We start from the raw sequence: 17,542 nt of genomic DNA, 5'->3' as shown, positions 1-17,542 counted from the left end.
TACAAAAGCGCGAACCGCCCCCTTGCCGGAAATTCCCTTTTTACAGTACACTCAACACAAAGTTACGCTGGAAACGCGGGGGTGCGCATGTACAAAATCATGATTGTGGATGACGAAGCGATCGTACGCGAGGGCATCAAGGAGCATATCGATTGGAACGGGCTTGGCTTCGAGCTCGTCGGCGATTATGCAAGCGGCCGGGAAGCGTGGGAAGCGATGGAGCAGCTCAGACCGGACCTCGTGCTGTCGGATATTTGCATGCCGTTTATGGACGGGCTGGAGCTGACGCGGCTGATCCGGACCCGATACCCTTTCGTGAAGGTGATCATCCTAACCGGCTTCGACGATTTCGATTATGCGCAGCAAGCGCTGCGGCTCAAAGCTTACGACTTTATTTTGAAACCGATTACAGCGGCCGACCTTCGCGCGCTGCTGAAGAAGGTGAAAGGCGAGCTCGACGAAGAAACCCGCCAGCGGGAAGATTTGACGCACCTGCACATGCAGCTGAATCAAAGTTTGCCCCTGCTCAAGGAACGCTTTCTCGAACGATGGGCGACGGCCGGTATGGGGGATGCCGAAATCCGGGAGCGGCTCCGCTATTTCGGGCTTCCCGAGCCTCTGCCCGATTATGTGGCGATGGTCGTCGATATCGACGACTTCGGCAGCAGCGAACACCTGCCCTCCGACCAAGATCAGGAACTGCTGCGCTTTGCCGTGTACAATATGGTCCAAGAAATCGTGGGCCAGGAGAACGGAATTGCCTTTCGCACCCGCGAGGAGCGCGTCGTGGCCATCGTGGCCGGGCTTGCGGCAGTGCCCCTGTACGAGCTCGCGTACCAGCTCGCCGAAACGGTCCGGCAGTTTGTCGAGAAATATTTGAAATTGACGGTGAGCCTGGGTGTCGGATGCGTATGCGGCTCGCTGGAGCAGCTTCCCCACGCTTACAAAAGCGCCCTGTCCGCGCTCGAATACCGGCTGCTGCTCGGCAAAAATCAAGTGATCGGCATTGTCGATATGGAGGGACAGCCGCCCGCCGCTCCGGACAACGGCGCGGAATGGAACCGGCTGCTCGCCTCCGCCGTGAAAACCGGCACAACCGCAGACGTTCACCGCTTGATCGAGCAGCTGGTTGCCCATTTGAAAACATCCCGGATGCCGATCGAAGCATGCTATTGGCAGATCCAATCGGTGATCGTCACACTGATGAATACGGTCCGGGAGCTCGGAGCGGACGAGCCGCGCGCGGCCATAGGCGAGCGCAATTGGCTGACGGACGTGTACCGGTTCAAGACGTTGGACGAAATCCGGGACTGGCTGAAGCACATTCTAAGCCTGGCGCTGGAGCAAATCTCCGAGCAGCGGAACCGCCTGACGCATACGCAGGTGCTGCGGGCCACCGAGTATATCCGTGAGCACTACGCGAACGATAAGCTCTCCCTGCAGGAGCTGTGCCGGCATACGCTCATGAGCACCAGCTATTTCAGCACCGTGTTCAAGCAGCAGCTCGGCGAAACGTTCGTCGAATATTTGACGCGGGTGCGCATCGACAAGGCGAAGGAGCTGCTGCTACATACCTCGCTCAAATCGTATGAGATTGCGGCGCAGGTGGGCTATGCCGATCCGAACTATTTCAGCCTGATCTTCAAGAAGCACTCCGGCCTCACGCCGACCGAATACCGGGACAACGCGGCCAAGGAGCCCCGCCGATGAAGCCTGTGCTCCGCCGGCCGTCTCCCTTGTTCCAGTTCAAGAGCATCCGTTCCAGCATCGCCGCGGCTTTTTCCTGCTTGATTCTCGTTTCTGTCGGCATCACCAGCTTCATTTCCTACCGGCTATCCGCCGACGCTGTAGAGAAAAATTCGCAAGCCTACCTCTCGGAAGTCATGAAGCAGGTCGGCGCCAACATCCAGTCCTACTTCACGAATATGGAGAACATCTCCACTTTGGCCCTAACGAATAAAGACATCAAATATTTTATCTCCAACACGGTTTTCATCAGCGAGGCCGACCGCCGGGTGTACGAGAAGCGGATCTCGGACATGTTCCAGTCGATTCTGTACACCCGCAAGGACATCGCCTCCATCATGGTGTTCGGTTACAACGGCAAGTTCGTATCGGACCGGCGCAGCACCGGTCTCAATCCGAACGCGAAGCCGGAGGAGCAGCTCTGGTACAAACAGGCGAAGCAGGAAGGCGGCAAGCCAGTCGTCTCCTCCTCCCACGTCCAGCATGTGATCCAGAACGAATACCGCTGGGTCGTCTCCCTCAGCCGGGAGCTGAAAAGCACCGACGGGATCGCAGGAGAAGGTATTTTTCTCGTCGATCTCAACTTGAGCGTCATCAGCGAAATCAGCAGCCAAGTCAACCTCGGCAAGCGGGGCTACGTGTTCATTGTCGACAACGGCGGCAACATCGTCTACCACCCGCAGCAGCAGCTCATCTACAGCAACCTGAAGAGCGAGCTGATCGACGAGGTGATGCATGCGAACAGCTTCGTCGCGTACGACGGCGACGAATCGCGCATCTATTCGGTCCACGATACGAAATTCGGCTGGAAAATCGTCGGCGTCGCCTACACGGACGAGCTCGTCACCAACAAACACACGATTCAAAGCTCGTTCCTGCTGCTGGCCGTCTTCGGGCTGGCGATCACCCTGCTGCTGTCGTTCGTGCTCTCGCACCGGTTTTCCAAGCCGATCAAGAACCTTCAGGATAAAATGAAGCAGGTGGAAAAAGGCAACTTCGACATCCGCGCCGAGATCGAACAGGAGAACGAGATCGGCCAGCTCGGGCGCACATTCAACCTGATGGTCGGCCACACGAAGGAGCTGATGAGCGAAATCATCCGCAACGAGGAAACGAAGCGCAAAAGCGAGCTCAAGGTGCTTCAAGCGCAGATCAACCCGCATTTTCTGTACAATACGCTCGATTCGATCATCTGGATGGCGGAAGGCAAGAAGCACGAGGAAGTCGTGCTCATGACCTCCGCGCTCGCCAAACTGTTCCGCGCCAGCATCAACAAAAGCGACGAGCTCGTGCACATCGTCATCGAAATTGAGCATATCCGCAGCTATCTGCTGATCCAGAAGATGAGGTACAAGGAAAAGCTGGATTACCGGATCGACGTCTCCCAAGACATTATGGCCTGCAAAACAATCAAAATTTTGCTCCAGCCTTTCATCGAAAACGCCATCTATCACGGGATCAAAAACAAACCGGGGTGCGGGCTCATCACCATCGCAGGCAGAGAGAAGGACGGCAAGATCGTGTTCACCATCGAGGACAACGGCCTCGGGATGACGCCGGACCGGCTGCGGCACATTCTGGTGCCCAAGACGGGAACGGAAAGCGGCAATGGCGTAGGCATTGCCAACGTACACGAACGGATTCAGCTTTATTTCGGGACGAGCTACGGCGTGAGCTTCGAAAGTGAGCCGGAGAAGGGCACCCGGGTCACGCTGACGATCCCGAAAATCGAGTAGGAAAGGAGCAGCCGATGCTGACGCATAAAAAAATCGTATGGATGTTAATACCTCTCTTGGCCTTATGCGTCTATGCCGCTATCCTGCTCCAGTCCGTCCGGACCGAAAGCGGCAAGGACAAGAGCATTATCGTCATTATGAAGAGCAACGATATCCGCACGGAATTTTGGCAGACAGTCCGAGCCGGGGCGAAGACGGCCGCCAAAGAATTTCAAGCGAAAGCGGATATTCGCGGCCCCCTGCAGGAAACCGACGTGCACGAGCAGATCGGTCTCGTGGAGCAGGCGATTGCGGAGAAGCCCCAAGCGATCGTGCTGGCCCCTGCCGCCGCCGACCTGCTGATTCCTGTGGCGGAAAAGGTCCGCCAAGCCGGAATCAAGCTGGTTGTGATCGATTCGCCGTTGGACAGTAATCTTGGCGACAGCTTTATCGCCAGCAACAATCTGGACGCAGGCAGAAAAGCCGGACGCGCATTGGCCTCTATGACGAATGGCCAACCCGCCGTCGCAATCCTTAGCGACAAGAACGGCTCGCCCACTGCTACAGACCGGGAAACCGGCATTCGGGAGGCGCTCGCCGCCAACCCGGCGGCGGTTGTCGCCGGCACGGGGTATACCACGAATCAGGAGGAACGGGCCTACCAAGTGACCAAGCAGCTGCTGGCCGACTACCCGGAGATTAACGGCGTGATCTGCCTGAACGAAACGGCTACCTTGGGGGCCGCCAAAGCGATCAAGGAATTGAACAAAGGCGCCGCGGTCAAGCTCGTCGGCTTCGGCGCTTCGATCTATGAGATCAAGCTGCTGGAGGAAGGCGCGCTGCATGCCACGCTGGTCCAGAAGCCCTTTAACCTCGGATATTTGGGCGTGAAGACGGCCGTGGAGCTCATTGACGGGAGAAAAGCGAACCCGCGCGACAACATTGATTCGACGGTCGTCACCAAGGAGAACATGTACGATCCGGAAAATCAAAAGCTGCTCTTCCCTTTTGTGGAAAGGTGAGGAAAACCATGCCCCGGCTCGGGCGATCAATTCAAGAATCGAGGTGGACCGAATGAATCGACGGAAGCCCGCCGCATCGGCCGTGTCGGCCGCGCTGCTGCTGATGCTGTTAGCCGGCTGCGGGATCGATTCTTCCCCTTCTCCCGCTCTGGCGGAGCAGAAGGCGTTGATCCAGTTCCTAGCGGCGGAGTACAGCACAGATACGCGACCGCTGCTGGAAAGCATTGTGAAAGATTTCGAAGCGAAACATCCGAACATTGACGTCGAACTACAGGTGGCGAATTGGGACATTCTCGACGGCGTCTATACGAACATGATCAGCAAGAATCAGCCGCCGGACCTGTTGAACACGAACGTGTACGCCCATTTTGCCAAGGACGGCCTGCTCAACGACTGGAACGATATCCTGTCCCCGGGGTTGAAGGCGAACCTCTCGCCGAAGTTCCTGCAAATGGATCATTGGAACGGCGCCCAATACGCGATCCCTTATCTCGCCACCGTCCGCAACCTGTATTACAACAAGGACATTTTTGACGAAATCGGGCTGACCGAGCCGCCGAAAACATGGTCCGAGCTGGTCGAGACGGCGCGGAAAATCAAGCAGACGGGAAAAGCAGAAGGCTTCGGCCTAGACTTGACGGACAACGAAAGCCAGGCCTACTTGTCCTATTTCTTCTTCGGCGCGGGCGGAGGCTGGATGAAGGACGGGCAGTGGACGATCAATTCGCCGGAGAACGTCGAAGGGCTGACCTTTCTGAAATCGCTTTATGACCAAGGGCTGACCGATACCGAACCGACCGTCACAACGCGCGACGAGAAGCACCGCATTCTCGGGAACGGGAAGCTCGGGACGATGATTTCGGGCAATTACTTCCCATCCGTCGTTCCCAGAGAATTTCCCGGTCTGAAATGGGGGATCGGACCGATGCCGGTCAAGGACGGAACCCCGCCCATCTCCTTCGGCGTGCAGGACGTGCTGGTGTCCTTCAAGACGGACCATACGAACAAAGAGGCGCTCTCCAAATTCATCAGCTTTCTGTATGACGACGCGCGCTACGAGAATCTTATTCTGCGCGAAGGCTTCCTGCCGGTAACCAAGTCCGTAGGAGACAAGCTTGCGGCCAAGGACAAGAACGTCAAAGACAGCCTCGAAGCGCTGCAGACGGCCAAATTTTATCCGGTCAACCACCCTGCCTGGCAGAAGGTCATGGACGGAACGCGAAAAATGGGCCAAGCCGTGCTGGTTGACCGCATGCCGCCCCAAGACGCCCTCGATCAGCTTCAGCAGATCGCCCTCACGAAAAGCAAGGAATAGTGTGATGATTATCATAAAAAAATAAAGAACTCTTGGAAGATATTCAATGGAGCTTTCGCGCCAAATCTCCTAAGATAAGGTTACGCAATCAATGTGTGCCTTAAAGATCAACTTTTAGGAGGGTTCGAAAGATGAGAAAAGCATTAACCAAAAGCACGGCCCTGGGCATGGCCTCCCTGCTTTGCGCGCTTTCGCTGGCCGGCTGTGGGGCCGCTCCGGCGGCGAAACCGGCCGACACGGCCAAGCCGGGCGAAGCCGCCAAGCCCGCCGACGGGGCCAAGCCGGCGGAAGGCGCCAAAATCGCGGGCGACTTCGAGATCCAATACTTTGTCGGCGGCTACGGCGACAGCTGGTGGAAAGAAGTGATCGGCGAGTTCCAGAAGAAGTACCCGGACCTGAAAATCAAGCAATCGGCCAGTTCGCAAATCAACGATCAAATGAAGCCGCGCTGGATTCAAGGCAATCCGCCCGACATCGTCTACATCGACGGAGCCGGATCGAACGAAACCCAGATGGTCAAGGACGACCAGCTCATGGACATCTCCGACTGGGTGAAGGCCGCGAAGAACGTCGACGGCGACAAGCTGACGGACCAATTGATTGCCCCGCCTCAAGATTACAACGGCAAACATTATACGGTCCCGCTCGTCTTCGGCTCCTGGGGCACGTTCTACGACGAAGCGCTGTTCAAGAAGAACGGCTGGACCGTCCCGACCGATTGGGACAGCTTCCTCGCCACCAGCGAGAAGATCAAAGCCTCGGGGATGAATCCCTACATTCATACCGGCAAATACCCGTACTATATCGTCGGCGGGCTGCTGAACTCCGGCTTCGTGTCCGAGAACAGCGACAACCCGCAAATTTTGAAGGATCAGGAAGCCGCGAAGGAAAAAGCGTTCAAGAACGACGCCGTCGCCAAAACACTGCAAAAGCTGGCCGATATGCGGGACAAAGGGTATTTTGACAACGCTTCCTTCGGCATCAACCACACCGATTCGCAAATGCTGTTCCTCCAGCGCAAAGACGCCATGATTCCGAACGGGCTGTGGCTGGAGAACGAAATGAAGAAGGACGTCCCGGCCGACTTCAAATTCGGCTTCATGCCTTCCGTCATGCAGAAGCCGGGCGGCAAGAGCATTGCCATTCCTTACACGAGCAATATCGCCATCGCGAAGAAAGCGAAAAACCCGGAAGCGGCCAAGGCGTTCGTGCAATTTATTTTCACGAAGAAAGCGGCTATCCGCTGGGCGGAGCAGACCGGAGCCATCATGAACGTGAAAGCCGATCTGGAGGCGACAAGCGCCAGCGGCGTCGTGAAAACGGCCATGAAATATTTCAACAGCAGCAACACCATCGTCGCCCCTGTATTCAAGCTGAACGCCGACTTGGAGCAGGCCGAGAGCGACGCCACGATCGCGCTGCTGCAAAAGAAAATTACGCCGGACGAATGGATGGACCGCATGGAGAAAGCCGCCGCTAAAGTCAGAGGAAGCAAATAGCGCTTCGACCCGGGAACGATCGGCAGGACCTCTTCCTGCCGATTTGTTTCTTCCAATCCCTAGCAGTGGAGGATGTCATATGAAATGGAATCGCGCGCTTTTTATTACGACCTTCCTGCTGCCGACCTTCGCGGTGTTTCTGGTATTCACGATCTACCCGTTATTCCGCGGCTTGTATTTGAGCTTCTTCGACTGGTCCGGCGGCTCGGAAACGATGAATTTCATCGGGCTCGGCAATTACCGGGAGCTGCTGTCCGACGAGATTGTCGGCCAAGCGATCAAAAACGACTATTTTCTCGTCTTCTGGAAAGTGGTTCTGATCATGCTGATCGCCACCTTCTTCGCCGTAGCTCTGACCCGGCTGAAGCTGCGGGAGTACGGCTTCTACCGCGTCGTTTTCTTCTTCCCGAACATCATTTCGGTCGCGGTCATCGGCGTGCTGTGGAGCTTCATCTATAATCCGCAGCTCGGCTTTCTCAATGCGTTCCTGTCGCTCTTCACCGACAAGCCGGTGGAGACGAACTGGCTGGGCGACGCAACGCTCGCCATGTGGTCGCTGCTACCTCCGAGCGTGTGGGCCGGGATGGGCTTCTACATGATTCTAATCATCGCTTCCATTCTGGCCATTCCCAGCTCGCTCTACGAAGCTGCGGAGATCGACGGCGCCGGGCAGTGGCATCAGTTCTGGAACGTGACGCTGCCGCTCATCTGGGAGCAGTTCAAAACCTCGGTGCTGCACATTGTTATCACCACGCTGAACGGGTCGTTCATTATCGTCCGGCTTATGACCGACGGCGGTCCCGACAACGCGACGCAGGTGATGGGCTACTATTTGTACCAGATGGGCTTCAAGCAGTATCACTTAAGCTACGGCGCGACCATCGGCGTCCTGATTTTAATCCTGTCTTTGCTGACCACGCTGATCTTGGGCCGGTTCTTGAAGCGGGAAACCATCGAATTGTAGGGAGGGATGGGTATGGCCGGGACTTCCACCGCAGGCAAACCCACACATGGCGCAACGAAAGCGCTCGTCCGTTTTTTTCCTCTGGTATGGAGCATTCTTGTCATTTACCCGGTCCTGTGGACCTTCTTCACCTCGCTGAAGGATAACTCGCAGGTGCTTCAGGGAAAGCCGTGGGATCTGCCGTTCCCGCTGATCTTCGAAAATTACGCCAACGTCTGGAGCCGCGCGCACTTCGGCGATTATTTCATCAACTCGGCGCTGGTCACCACGGGCAGCACGCTGCTCTCGTTGGCGATGGCCGCCACGACCGCCTATGTGCTTGCCCGCTACGAATTCAAGGGACGGGGCTTACTCTATTTCATCTACGTCGCCTCGATGATGATTCCGACGATTCTTGGCTTGATTCCGCTCGTCTTTTTGCTCAATACGCTGCAGTTGTCGAATTCGCTGCTGGGCTTGACGTTGGTCTATTCGGTGGGGGCGATCGGCATATTACCCTTCGGCGTCTTCTTCCTCGTCGGCTTCTACAAATCGCTGCCGAAGGAGCTGGAGGAAGCGGCCACGATCGACGGGTGCTCGTATTTCGGAACGTTCTTCCGCATCATGCTGCCGTTATCCAAGCCGGGGCTGGTCACCGTCGCCATTATGAACGCGCTGACCGTCTGGAACGAGTACATTATGGCGACCGTTCTGATCAACGATCCGACAAAATATACGGTTCCGGTCGGGATTGCCCTCATGCAGGGGGAGATGCAGTACCGTACGGAATGGGGCCCCTTGTTCGCGGGACTCGCCATCTCGATGATTCCGATCATCATCGCTTACAGCTTATTCCAACGGCAAATTACCGGCGGGTTAACCGCAGGGGCGCTGAAGGGTTGATACGAAGGAAGCGTTATCCCGACAAAATAAGGTCTGCTCTTTGCCCGGTTGAGGGCAAGAAGCAGACCTTAGGTGTGGGTGCGGATCAGCAATGAACGGGCAGTTCGTTGACCAGGCCTGCCGTCAGTCCGCCTATAATAAGACGGGCTATTTCCATGGTCAACCATGAGGGGAATGTCCGCAAGGACTAATCCAGCATAAATATGTCCTCCAGCGACAAACGGGTCGTTTGTACGCTGAACATGTCCACTTCATACGAGCAAAGCACGCGGATGATGGCGGCAATGTCTGCTTCGTCCGCGATCTCCGCCGTGAGGCGCCGCTCGTCCCAGCTTTGGATGCGGCAAACGCCCTGCTGCTGCAAGGCTTCGCGCGCCTTCCCATACAATTCTTCGCTTTGCGCCGCCAGTTTGACCGTCACCTGCATACCCGGCTGAAACGTCCGCTGCAGCTCTTCGATCGTACCCAGCCCCGTGATGGTTCCCCGCTTCATGATCGCAATGCGCGTGCACAGCTTTTCCACCTCATGGAGATTATGGGAGGTCATGAAGATCGTCTGCCGCTTGTCCGCGAGCGTGCGGATGAGCTGCTGCATCTCCAAGGCCGACTCGGGGTCCATCCCGGAGGTCGGCTCGTCCAGAAAAATCAGTGCGGGCTGCCCGAGAATGGCCTGCGCGACCCCCAGCTTCTTTTTCATCCCGAACGAAAATTTCTTCGTCTTCACATGCGCCGCCTGGCTTAAGCCGACCTTCTCCAGTACGTCCAGACATTCCTGGCTGGAAACCTTCAGCCCTTTCACACCTGAGAAATACCGCAGGTGCTCAAGCGCCGTGTCGTTTCCGTAAAATTCGGTGTAATCCGGCAGCACGCCGATATGCCGCTTGACGCGGTCCAGCTGTCCGTGGGGCGTGCCCAGAATGGAAAACTCCCCGCCCGAGGGCCGGACGATGCCGGTCAGCATATTGATGAACGTCGTCTTCCCCGCGCCGTTGCGGCCGAGAAAGCCGAATATCTCCCCTTCGTTCACCTGCAGCGATATGCTGCGCACCACCTCGTGCGGGCCGTACGATTTTCTCAGCTCATTCGTCTGGATCGCAAGCATTACAGATCCCTCCTTTGCAGCAGCAGGATGGAGCCGCCCAGCATGACAGCCGCCATCAGCAGAACGACCGCCCAGCCCCATGTGCCGCCGTCGATAAAATAATAATACGGGGTCGCGTACTTGATTATTTTCAACCAAGCCTTGTCGGAAAACTGGCTCCACAGCCCAAACACGGGGATGGCCAAGCCGACGAGCAGCCCGGTAAACATCGACATCGAGCGTCTGGGAATCAGGCTGGACAGCAGCAGGCACATGGACACCATGTAGAGAAGCATCACCAGCAGATGGCCGAACGACTTGAAGTAAAACTTCTCTGCGAACGTCGCAACGATGCCAAACGATACCAGCAAGCAGACGAACCAGTACGTGAAAATACCGAGAAACTTGCCCAGCACGATGGACAGCCGCGACGTTTTGGTCACCAGAAAACGGATGGTCCGGCTTTCCAGCTCGCGATTTATGGTATCGTGGAAAAGGGAAAACATAAATAGAAACCCAAAGAGATAAATCAGCAGTACCAAGCCACCGACATAGCCTTCTTCGGCTACCTCTTTGCCGAGCATGGCGCCGTTCTTCGCTATGAAATCGGACAAATAATAAGAGACTGCCGTAAAAATCGCAATCGTCACGATCGAAAATACGCTTTTAAAGGACTGCACGAATTCTTTTTTCCAAATGGCCAACATCCTGCTCTCCCCCTTCACTCCAACCAGCATACCCCACGGAGCTGAACAACGGCGAAACACCGGATAAAGACAAGATGAATGATGCGCCGCGCCGTTTAGGTTCTGTTAACCCTGAAGCGTTATACTTAAGGATAGATCATCTTTGGACTATAGAGAGGAACGATAGACATGGAAGAAACGGCTGTTTTGCTGGTGGATGACGAGCCGGCTCTTCTGCTGATGCTGGATATGGTGTTGAAAAAAGAAGGCTTCCGCCGCATCGACCATGCCGAATCGGCCGCCGCAGCGCTCGCCCGGTGCAGACAGAAGCGCTACGACATCATTTTGCTCGATGTGATGCTTCCGGATAAAAGCGGCTTCGCGATTTGCCCGTTTATCCGGGAAACGACGGATGCCCCGATCCTGTTCGTGACCGCGAAGGGCTCGGATCTGGACAAGCTGACTGGCTTCGCCATGGGCGGCGACGATTATATTACGAAGCCGTTCAACCCGCTGGAGGTCGTCGCGCGGATGAAGGCGCAGCTGCGCCGCTCCAAGCCGCAGGCGGAGGAACCGGGCAAGTCGGCCCGGGCGAACGCGCTCGTCTACGATTACGGGCGCTTTCAGGTCGACGAGCTAGCCGGGGAATTACGCGTGGAGGGAAAGCCGGTCGCCTGCCCCGCCCAGGTGTTCCAGCTGCTGCTCTTCCTCTGCAAGCATCCGAACCGCATCTTTACAAAGGACCAGCTGTACGAAGCGGTCTGGAGCATCGACAGCATGGGGGACGATCATACGGTCATCGTCCATATCCGGCGCATCCGCGAGCGCATTGAGCGGGACCCGGGACAACCGGATTATCTGGTGACGATCCGCGGGCTCGGCTACAAGCTTGTCCCGCCTCAGGAGCTGCCATGAACCGGATCAGCCACAGGCTTACCTTTCAATTCGTTGCGCAGCTGGTCTTGTTCATTGGGGTCATGACGCTGGGCTTACTGGTATTGCTCGTCTACATCGGCCTGCAGACGGATAAGCACGCCGCACAAAGTCCCGAAGGCCTCCCGGGGTTAGGGCATTTCCGTTCTTCGTTTGCCGTGAAGGACGGCCAAGCCGTCATGGATGCCGCATGGGCGTCCGCCCTGCCGGAGCGCGGCGGCTGGCTCCAGGTCGTGAGCCCGGAGGGGCGTGTGCTCGCCTCATCCGCGGCTCCCGCCGACGTCCCTGGGCAGTACGCGCCGGGAGAGCTGTTCGCCTACTGGAAGAAAAAGCTTTCTTTTCCATACGCGTTGACCGTCAATCGAGTGGAGAAGGACGACAAGACATACGTCGTCGTCTACGGCGAGAAGCGCAAGGCCGAACAGGCGCTGCAGCAAACGCTGCCCGCCTTCGACGGGCGCACGTTGTCGCCGGCAGGCGAGCAGGCGCTGCGGCAGCAGCATGCTTCGCTGCACATTTACGACGCCGACGGCCAGCTGCTTCACGCATTCGGGGAGGAGCCGGCCGTCCGGCCGGAGGCCGCTCTCGGCGATAGGATCGGGAGCTCCGCCGAGGCTGGGAAGACGGAGGCAGAGGAAGCGGTGCACTTTGACCCGACGACCCGGCAGACGTGGATTGTCCGCACCTCGGACGGGATGTCCGCCGAAGCCAAGGAAGGGATGGACCGGATCATTTCGAATGCGTTTCTCGCCTATTTTATCAGTCTGGCCGTGTTTATTCCGCTCCTCTCTTACGTATACGGCGTCCGCTTCGGCCGTCCGTTCCGGGCGATGCTGGAATTCATCGAGCAATTGGCTTCGGGGAACTATACGCAGCCGCCCCGGACGGGTAAAGGGAAGTTCCGCGGCAGCGGGAATCGGCTCAGGAAGCCGAAGGGGTCCTTCCGGTTGTTCCGGGAAGTGAACGAATCGCTCGAAGGCTTGAGGCTGGAGCTTGCCCACAGCGAGCAGCTGCGGAACCGGCTGGAGCAGACGCGCGAGGAATGGATTACCGGCGTGTCCCACGACCTGAAGACGCCGTTGTCGTCGATCAGCGGCTACGCGCATGTGCTCGAATCGGCCCCGTACTCCTGGTCCGGGGAGGAGCTGCGAACGATTGGCCGCACCCTTCGCGAGAAGTCCGATTTCATGTCGGAGCTGATCGAGGATTTGAGCTTGACGTACCGCTTGAAGAACAACGCGCTGCCGCTCGACCGGAAGCCTTCGGACGTGAATGAAGTCGTGCGCCGGGCGGTTGTCGCCTTCATGAACGATCCGCAAGCGGCCTCCTACGCGATCACGTTTTCCCCTTCAAGCAGCCCGGTCACTTACCCGATCGACCGCAAATGGTTCACCCGCATCGTCGACAATATGATCTCCAATGCGATCAAGCACAACCCGGCGCAGACAGCCATCGACATTGCGGTAAACGAGGAGGCCGGATATGGCTTCTCGATCACGATCCGCGACAACGGCGCGGGGATGGACCCAAGGACGCTGAACCGGCTGTTCGATCGCTACTACCGCGGCACGAATACGGAGGAAACGACAAGCGGCTCGGGGCTCGGCATGACGATCGCCAAGCAATTGACGCTAGCGCATGGCGGGGAGATTGCCGTACGCAGCGAGCCGGGCGAGGGGACGGAGATTGTGCTGCGTTTTGGTGGAGCTCAAAAGCGTCTGTCGGATGTAAATGGATAGACGCTTTTTCAACAATACGAAAAAGGTCTGCCTGCCGTCCGAAGGACAAGCAAGCAGACCTTTCTTCATGCGAGTTTACCCGATCACCGTCAGTTCCTTCGGGAACGACGTCAGCACCTCGACGCCGCTGTCGGTCACCCGGACGTCGTCTTCGATACGCACGCCGCCAAGTCCCGGGACATAAATGCCCGGCTCGACCGTAAAGACCGCGCCCGCAACGAGTAGATCGGCGGTTCCGGCATGAATCGACGGGAACTCGTGGATATCGATGCCTAGCCCGTGACCGAGCCGGTGTACGAACTGCGGGCCGTACCCGGCCGCTTCGATTACATCTCTGGCCGCCTTGTCGATGCTGGCGTACGTCACCCCGGGCTTCACTGTCTCAATCGCCCGCAAATTCGCCTGCAGCACCGTGTCGTAGATGTGCTTCAGCTTGTCGTCGATATCTCCGACGGCGAACGTCCGTGTAATGTCGGAGGCGTATCCGTCCGCGAAGACGCCCAAGTCGATCAGCAGCAGCTCGCCGCTCTGTATTTTCCTGAGTCCCGGCGTTCCGTGCGGCATCGCAGACTTTTCCCCCGCCAGCACCGACGTGGAGAACGACGGGCCTTCCGAGCCGAGCTTCTTCATCTGGTACTCCAGTTCGGCGACAATCTCGATCTCCGTAACTCCCGGCGCGACCTTCTCCAAGCCGCGTCGAAGCACCTCTTCCACCAGCGACACGGCCCGCTTCAACCGTACGATTTCGTCTTCCGACTTCACGACCCGCATCTGGCGGAGCGGTTCGTCCACATCGACGTATTCCGAAGCAACAACCGCCTCGGCAAGCCGCTCGAACCGGCTGACGGTCAGATGTGTCTTCTCCAGGCCAAACCGCCGGATTCCTCCCGGCAGCAGCCCCTTGAGCACGGCGTACGGATCATCCGTATCCGTATGGGTCGCGAACGCGCCGACACCCTTAGTCGCGCCCCGCGCGGCTTCTTCGTCCAGCGCAGGGACGACCAGCGTCGGCTCCTCTCCCCGGGCGAGCAGCAGTCCGAGGAAGCGTTCGTGCGGGTCCGAGGCGTAGCCCGTCAAATAAAATACGTGCTTCGGCAGCGTAATCAGCACCGCGTCCAATTGGCAGCTCTCCATATAAGCTTGCAGCTTCGCGATTCTGGCGTTCATATTTATCTCCCCTGCCCTTCATGTTTTCATGCCGGGGCGACGAATCCTTGGTATAATGAAATCAAAGGCTATGAATAACGATGATACGAGGAGGTTATTGCCTATGAACTATCATCTCATTCTGCTGGGATTCATCACCTATCTCTTAGCTTATCTGATCGGCGCGAAAAAATATACCCGTTTTTTATCCGGTTTCAACGAAAATCAGGTCCGCGATAAAGAGAAGCTGGTGAAAATCGTCGGGGCCTACAATCTGACCGTCAGCGTGCTCTTCGTCTTGACCGGCGCGCTCAACCTTCCTTACGGCAACGCTCTCGTTCCCCTTGTTATCCTGGGATATTTCATACTTCTCGTCTATGTGAACATGAATATGGTCGACTGAGAGGCAGGGGTATTGTGTTCTCGGACTGGAGGCAGCATGCCGCTTCCAGTCCGGGAAATCTGAACCTTACTTCATGCGGTTGTAATTGTCGATGGCGGTACTAAGCGTCTTGCTGAACTTTTCCGGTGTGCCTTCCCGATTCTCGACAAAAAAGCGATTTTTCAAGTCGAAATCACTCACTTTTTCCTTCTTGTTCACACGCTCGATGATTTCGGAAGCGGCAACCTTCACGTTCTTCGCTTCGTCCACATACCGCTTCAGGGAATGGATATCGAGCTCTTCTTTCTTCACCCGCGAGTCGTCTTGCACGTGTTGTGACAGATTTTTAAAATCCTCGAGCAGCACGTCGTACTTCGCCTTATACTTATCCATATTGAGATCCAGAATGTTCGCGGCTGTCACTCCCTGCCCCTCCATCTCGGCGGACAGCGCCTCGGCATCCGCTAAAAACTTCAGAGCACTGTATCGGATCTGCTCGTCCTGTTCCTGGTATTTCTTCAGACTTTTCTGCCTGTTCTCGGCTCCCAAGCTTGTCATTGCCTTCAAGAACTCGTTTGCGGCAGCATAATAAGCGTCCTTCGCCTTAACGATCTTCGTATGCAATTCCTTAGACTTGGCAAAGTTATCGTCAACATACCCTTTGGTTTCGTAGTAATCGTGAGCCTCGGACAGGATGACGATCAGGTCGTTCATCACTGGCTTCAGCTTGACAACAGTAGGGTCAACGGCCGAAAAGGCAGGCGTTTTCTCGGCGAAGCCGAATTGATTGTTCAAGTCGGTCTTGTTGCTGGCCGTAATCGACAGCATGGTGAAGCTGAAGTTTTTTTCGATGATCGGCTGCTCGCCGTCCCCAAGCTTTTCAAAATAGTCGTTTAACACTTGATCAAAGCGACTTGTCATGTAATTATTGAGATTCACATACGCGTTATACTTCTCGACCTCCATAGCCTCGCTGTTCGCCCCGTCGTTTTTGTTCGAACCCGCCCCCCCCGAGGCTGTCGCACCGCTTGGCTCCTCAGCCGGACGATTCAATTTGAGATTAGAACAACCGGTAAACATCGAGCATACCAGCGCAAGCGCAATAAACGAATTTAACTTTTTCAAAACATAAGCCCCCATGGTTTATAGATTTTTCCAAACCCAGTAAATTAGACAACAGATTATTTTATCGGCAAATCGCCTTGAAAGCTTTAGGAAATTATAGGAAAGTGGTAATTTTCACAGTTCCGACAATAATAATCAATAGCGTTAAGAGTTCCTACATTACTTCACAATCTCTTCTTAATTTTCACATGTTTTTAAGTCTTTCAAAGCATGTTCAGATACTAAGATAAGACTCTATAGAGTTTTTCATATGATTAACGAGTGCTATTACCTCGCTGTCCAGTCCTTCCCACTTATCAACATACTCTCCGCGATAGGCTTTTCTTGCTAAGTTGAGTAAAGTTGCATGCTCTTTAGGCAACTGAGGTATAGCCCATTCTGCAGCAATATCTTTTGATGAGATTTCACCAACAGCCACTGTCAGCCACATTCGTGCAAGGGTTAAAATTACGTTTCGTTCGTCGCCCTTGATGCCTTCAATTAATCCTGGCAAAGATTCCATAATCGCCCTTCGAATATGTGTCATCGGCACGGGTTCAAGTATATCAGAAGCATCAGAACCAAAAAGAGAAACGCTATTCTTTCTCACTTGTGCTAAAACAATAGCCAAATCAGGGTCATAAGTTGGTTCCTGAATTCGTCCATTCTCAAACTCATCCCTGAGCCACTCACCGTAGATATATTCATTTTTTGGCGGAAATCGCCAGGGGACAACATCTCCATGGTTTATTACCGTGACTTCAAGTGGTCGCACAGAATCTGAATTTCCTATCTTTCCGGATATATGCATTAGTCTGTCTGTTAGTTTTCTGCGAATTACTTCAGTCAAACTTTGATTTACAACCACTAAGACATCTACATCACTATTAATGCGTAAGCCACTAGTTACTGCAGAACCAAATAGATATACCCCGACTATTGCACTACCAAGCAACTCCTCTACAACTTTAAATGCTTGGATCGCTTCCTTCGGTATTTTTTCGTTATTCAAGTCACTCACCAACTACAATCTCCTCTTGTATAAAATATAATGTACTCGTGAACTACCCGCCACCTACGCTTCGCAGCTGCATGCAACTGCTCCGATTTCGGTAGTTCATCGAAAAGCTCATAAGCATTTGCCCAATTCATGCGTACACCCCCTTGAATACAAACTTACGTTCGTATTCATTATATCAGAAAAACAGACAGAGTGCATAAGCAACAATATTTTCGAAAAGAGCTAAAGAAAAAAAGACCCCCGGCTGGGAGTCAATATCTCAAACTTCGCAGAGTAAAATTGGCCATGGACCCTTGATAAATAAAGC

The 17,542-nt window shown here is 55.4% G+C and carries 15 protein-coding genes; 10 read left to right on the top strand and 5 right to left on the bottom strand.

Annotated features, from left to right (window positions below; all coding sequences use genetic code 11):
• Positions 1-87: 87 nt before the first annotated feature.
• The 7 genes from BLO51_RS14955 (at position 88) to BLO51_RS14925 (ending at position 9,143) form a co-directional block, all read left to right on the top strand.
• Positions 88-1,710, top strand: coding sequence for a response regulator (locus BLO51_RS14955; protein ID WP_090673107.1), 1,623 nt, complete (start codon positions 88-90; stop codon positions 1,708-1,710).
• Entirely contained in the window at positions 1,707-3,482 is a 1,776-nt protein-coding gene (locus BLO51_RS14950) for a cache domain-containing sensor histidine kinase (RefSeq protein WP_090673106.1), read from the top strand. The genes BLO51_RS14955 and BLO51_RS14950 overlap by 4 nt, the downstream gene beginning before the upstream one ends.
• Positions 3,483-3,496: 14 nt before the next feature.
• Positions 3,497-4,483, top strand: a complete 987-nt coding sequence (locus BLO51_RS14945) for a substrate-binding domain-containing protein (protein ID WP_090673104.1) — start codon at positions 3,497-3,499, stop codon at positions 4,481-4,483.
• 52 nt (positions 4,484-4,535) lie between these two features.
• Complete coding sequence (locus BLO51_RS14940) at positions 4,536-5,798, top strand: extracellular solute-binding protein (RefSeq protein ID WP_090673102.1); 1,263 nt, start codon at positions 4,536-4,538, stop codon at positions 5,796-5,798.
• A 131-nt stretch (positions 5,799-5,929) separates the two neighbouring features.
• A complete protein-coding gene (locus BLO51_RS14935) occupies positions 5,930-7,297 on the top strand; it encodes an extracellular solute-binding protein (protein WP_090673099.1) in 1,368 nt (455 codons plus the stop codon).
• A 79-nt stretch (positions 7,298-7,376) separates the two neighbouring features.
• Entirely contained in the window at positions 7,377-8,261 is an 885-nt protein-coding gene (locus BLO51_RS14930) for a carbohydrate ABC transporter permease (protein ID WP_090673097.1), read from the top strand.
• Between the two features lie 12 nt (positions 8,262-8,273).
• The gene (locus BLO51_RS14925) at positions 8,274-9,143 is read left to right on the top strand and encodes a carbohydrate ABC transporter permease (protein ID WP_174551256.1); all 870 of its coding nucleotides are present in this window, start codon (positions 8,274-8,276) and stop codon (positions 9,141-9,143) included.
• A 187-nt stretch (positions 9,144-9,330) separates the two neighbouring features.
• Here BLO51_RS14925 and BLO51_RS14920 read toward each other — a convergent pair whose 3' ends face one another.
• Entirely contained in the window at positions 9,331-10,245 is a 915-nt protein-coding gene (locus tag BLO51_RS14920; protein ID WP_090673095.1) for an ABC transporter ATP-binding protein, read from the bottom strand.
• Positions 10,245-10,931 (bottom strand): ABC transporter permease, encoded by a 687-nt coding sequence (locus tag BLO51_RS14915; RefSeq protein WP_090673093.1) that lies wholly within the window; start codon positions 10,929-10,931, stop codon positions 10,245-10,247. Before BLO51_RS14915 ends, BLO51_RS14920 begins: the two co-directional genes overlap by 1 nt.
• 168 nt (positions 10,932-11,099) lie before the next feature.
• Between BLO51_RS14915 and BLO51_RS14910 the strand changes: the two genes are divergently transcribed.
• A complete protein-coding gene (locus BLO51_RS14910) occupies positions 11,100-11,825 on the top strand; it encodes a response regulator transcription factor (RefSeq protein WP_090673091.1) in 726 nt (241 codons plus the stop codon).
• Positions 11,822-13,582: a sensor histidine kinase gene (locus BLO51_RS14905; protein WP_090673090.1), complete on the top strand. Its 1,761-nt coding sequence runs from the start codon at positions 11,822-11,824 to the stop codon at positions 13,580-13,582. The genes BLO51_RS14910 and BLO51_RS14905 overlap by 4 nt, the downstream gene beginning before the upstream one ends.
• Positions 13,583-13,657: 75 nt before the next feature.
• Here the strand turns inward: BLO51_RS14905 and BLO51_RS14900 are convergent, their stop codons facing one another.
• Positions 13,658-14,749 (bottom strand): M24 family metallopeptidase, encoded by a 1,092-nt coding sequence (locus BLO51_RS14900; protein ID WP_090673088.1) that lies wholly within the window; start codon positions 14,747-14,749, stop codon positions 13,658-13,660.
• A 103-nt stretch (positions 14,750-14,852) separates the two neighbouring features.
• On the opposite strand from BLO51_RS14900, the gene BLO51_RS14895 reads away from it, so the two are divergent.
• A complete protein-coding gene (locus tag BLO51_RS14895; protein WP_090673086.1) occupies positions 14,853-15,131 on the top strand; it encodes a DUF3784 domain-containing protein in 279 nt (92 codons plus the stop codon).
• Between the two features lie 66 nt (positions 15,132-15,197).
• Here the strand turns inward: BLO51_RS14895 and BLO51_RS14890 are convergent, their stop codons facing one another.
• Both BLO51_RS14890 and ant(9) read right to left on the bottom strand, forming a co-directional pair.
• Entirely contained in the window at positions 15,198-16,235 is a 1,038-nt protein-coding gene (locus BLO51_RS14890) for a YiiG family protein (RefSeq protein WP_090673231.1), read from the bottom strand.
• 214 nt (positions 16,236-16,449) lie between these two features.
• Positions 16,450-17,235, bottom strand: coding sequence for an aminoglycoside nucleotidyltransferase ANT(9) (gene ant(9), locus BLO51_RS14885; RefSeq protein ID WP_090673084.1), 786 nt, complete (start codon positions 17,233-17,235; stop codon positions 16,450-16,452).
• Positions 17,236-17,542: the final 307 nt, after the last annotated feature.

The sequence above is a fragment of the Paenibacillus tianmuensis genome (assembly GCF_900100345.1).
GTDB classification, from domain to species: Bacteria; Bacillota; Bacilli; order Paenibacillales; family NBRC-103111; genus Paenibacillus_G; species Paenibacillus_G tianmuensis.
The sequence above is the reverse complement of the archived record's forward strand: the minus strand, read 5'-3'. Positions and strand labels throughout refer to the sequence as shown.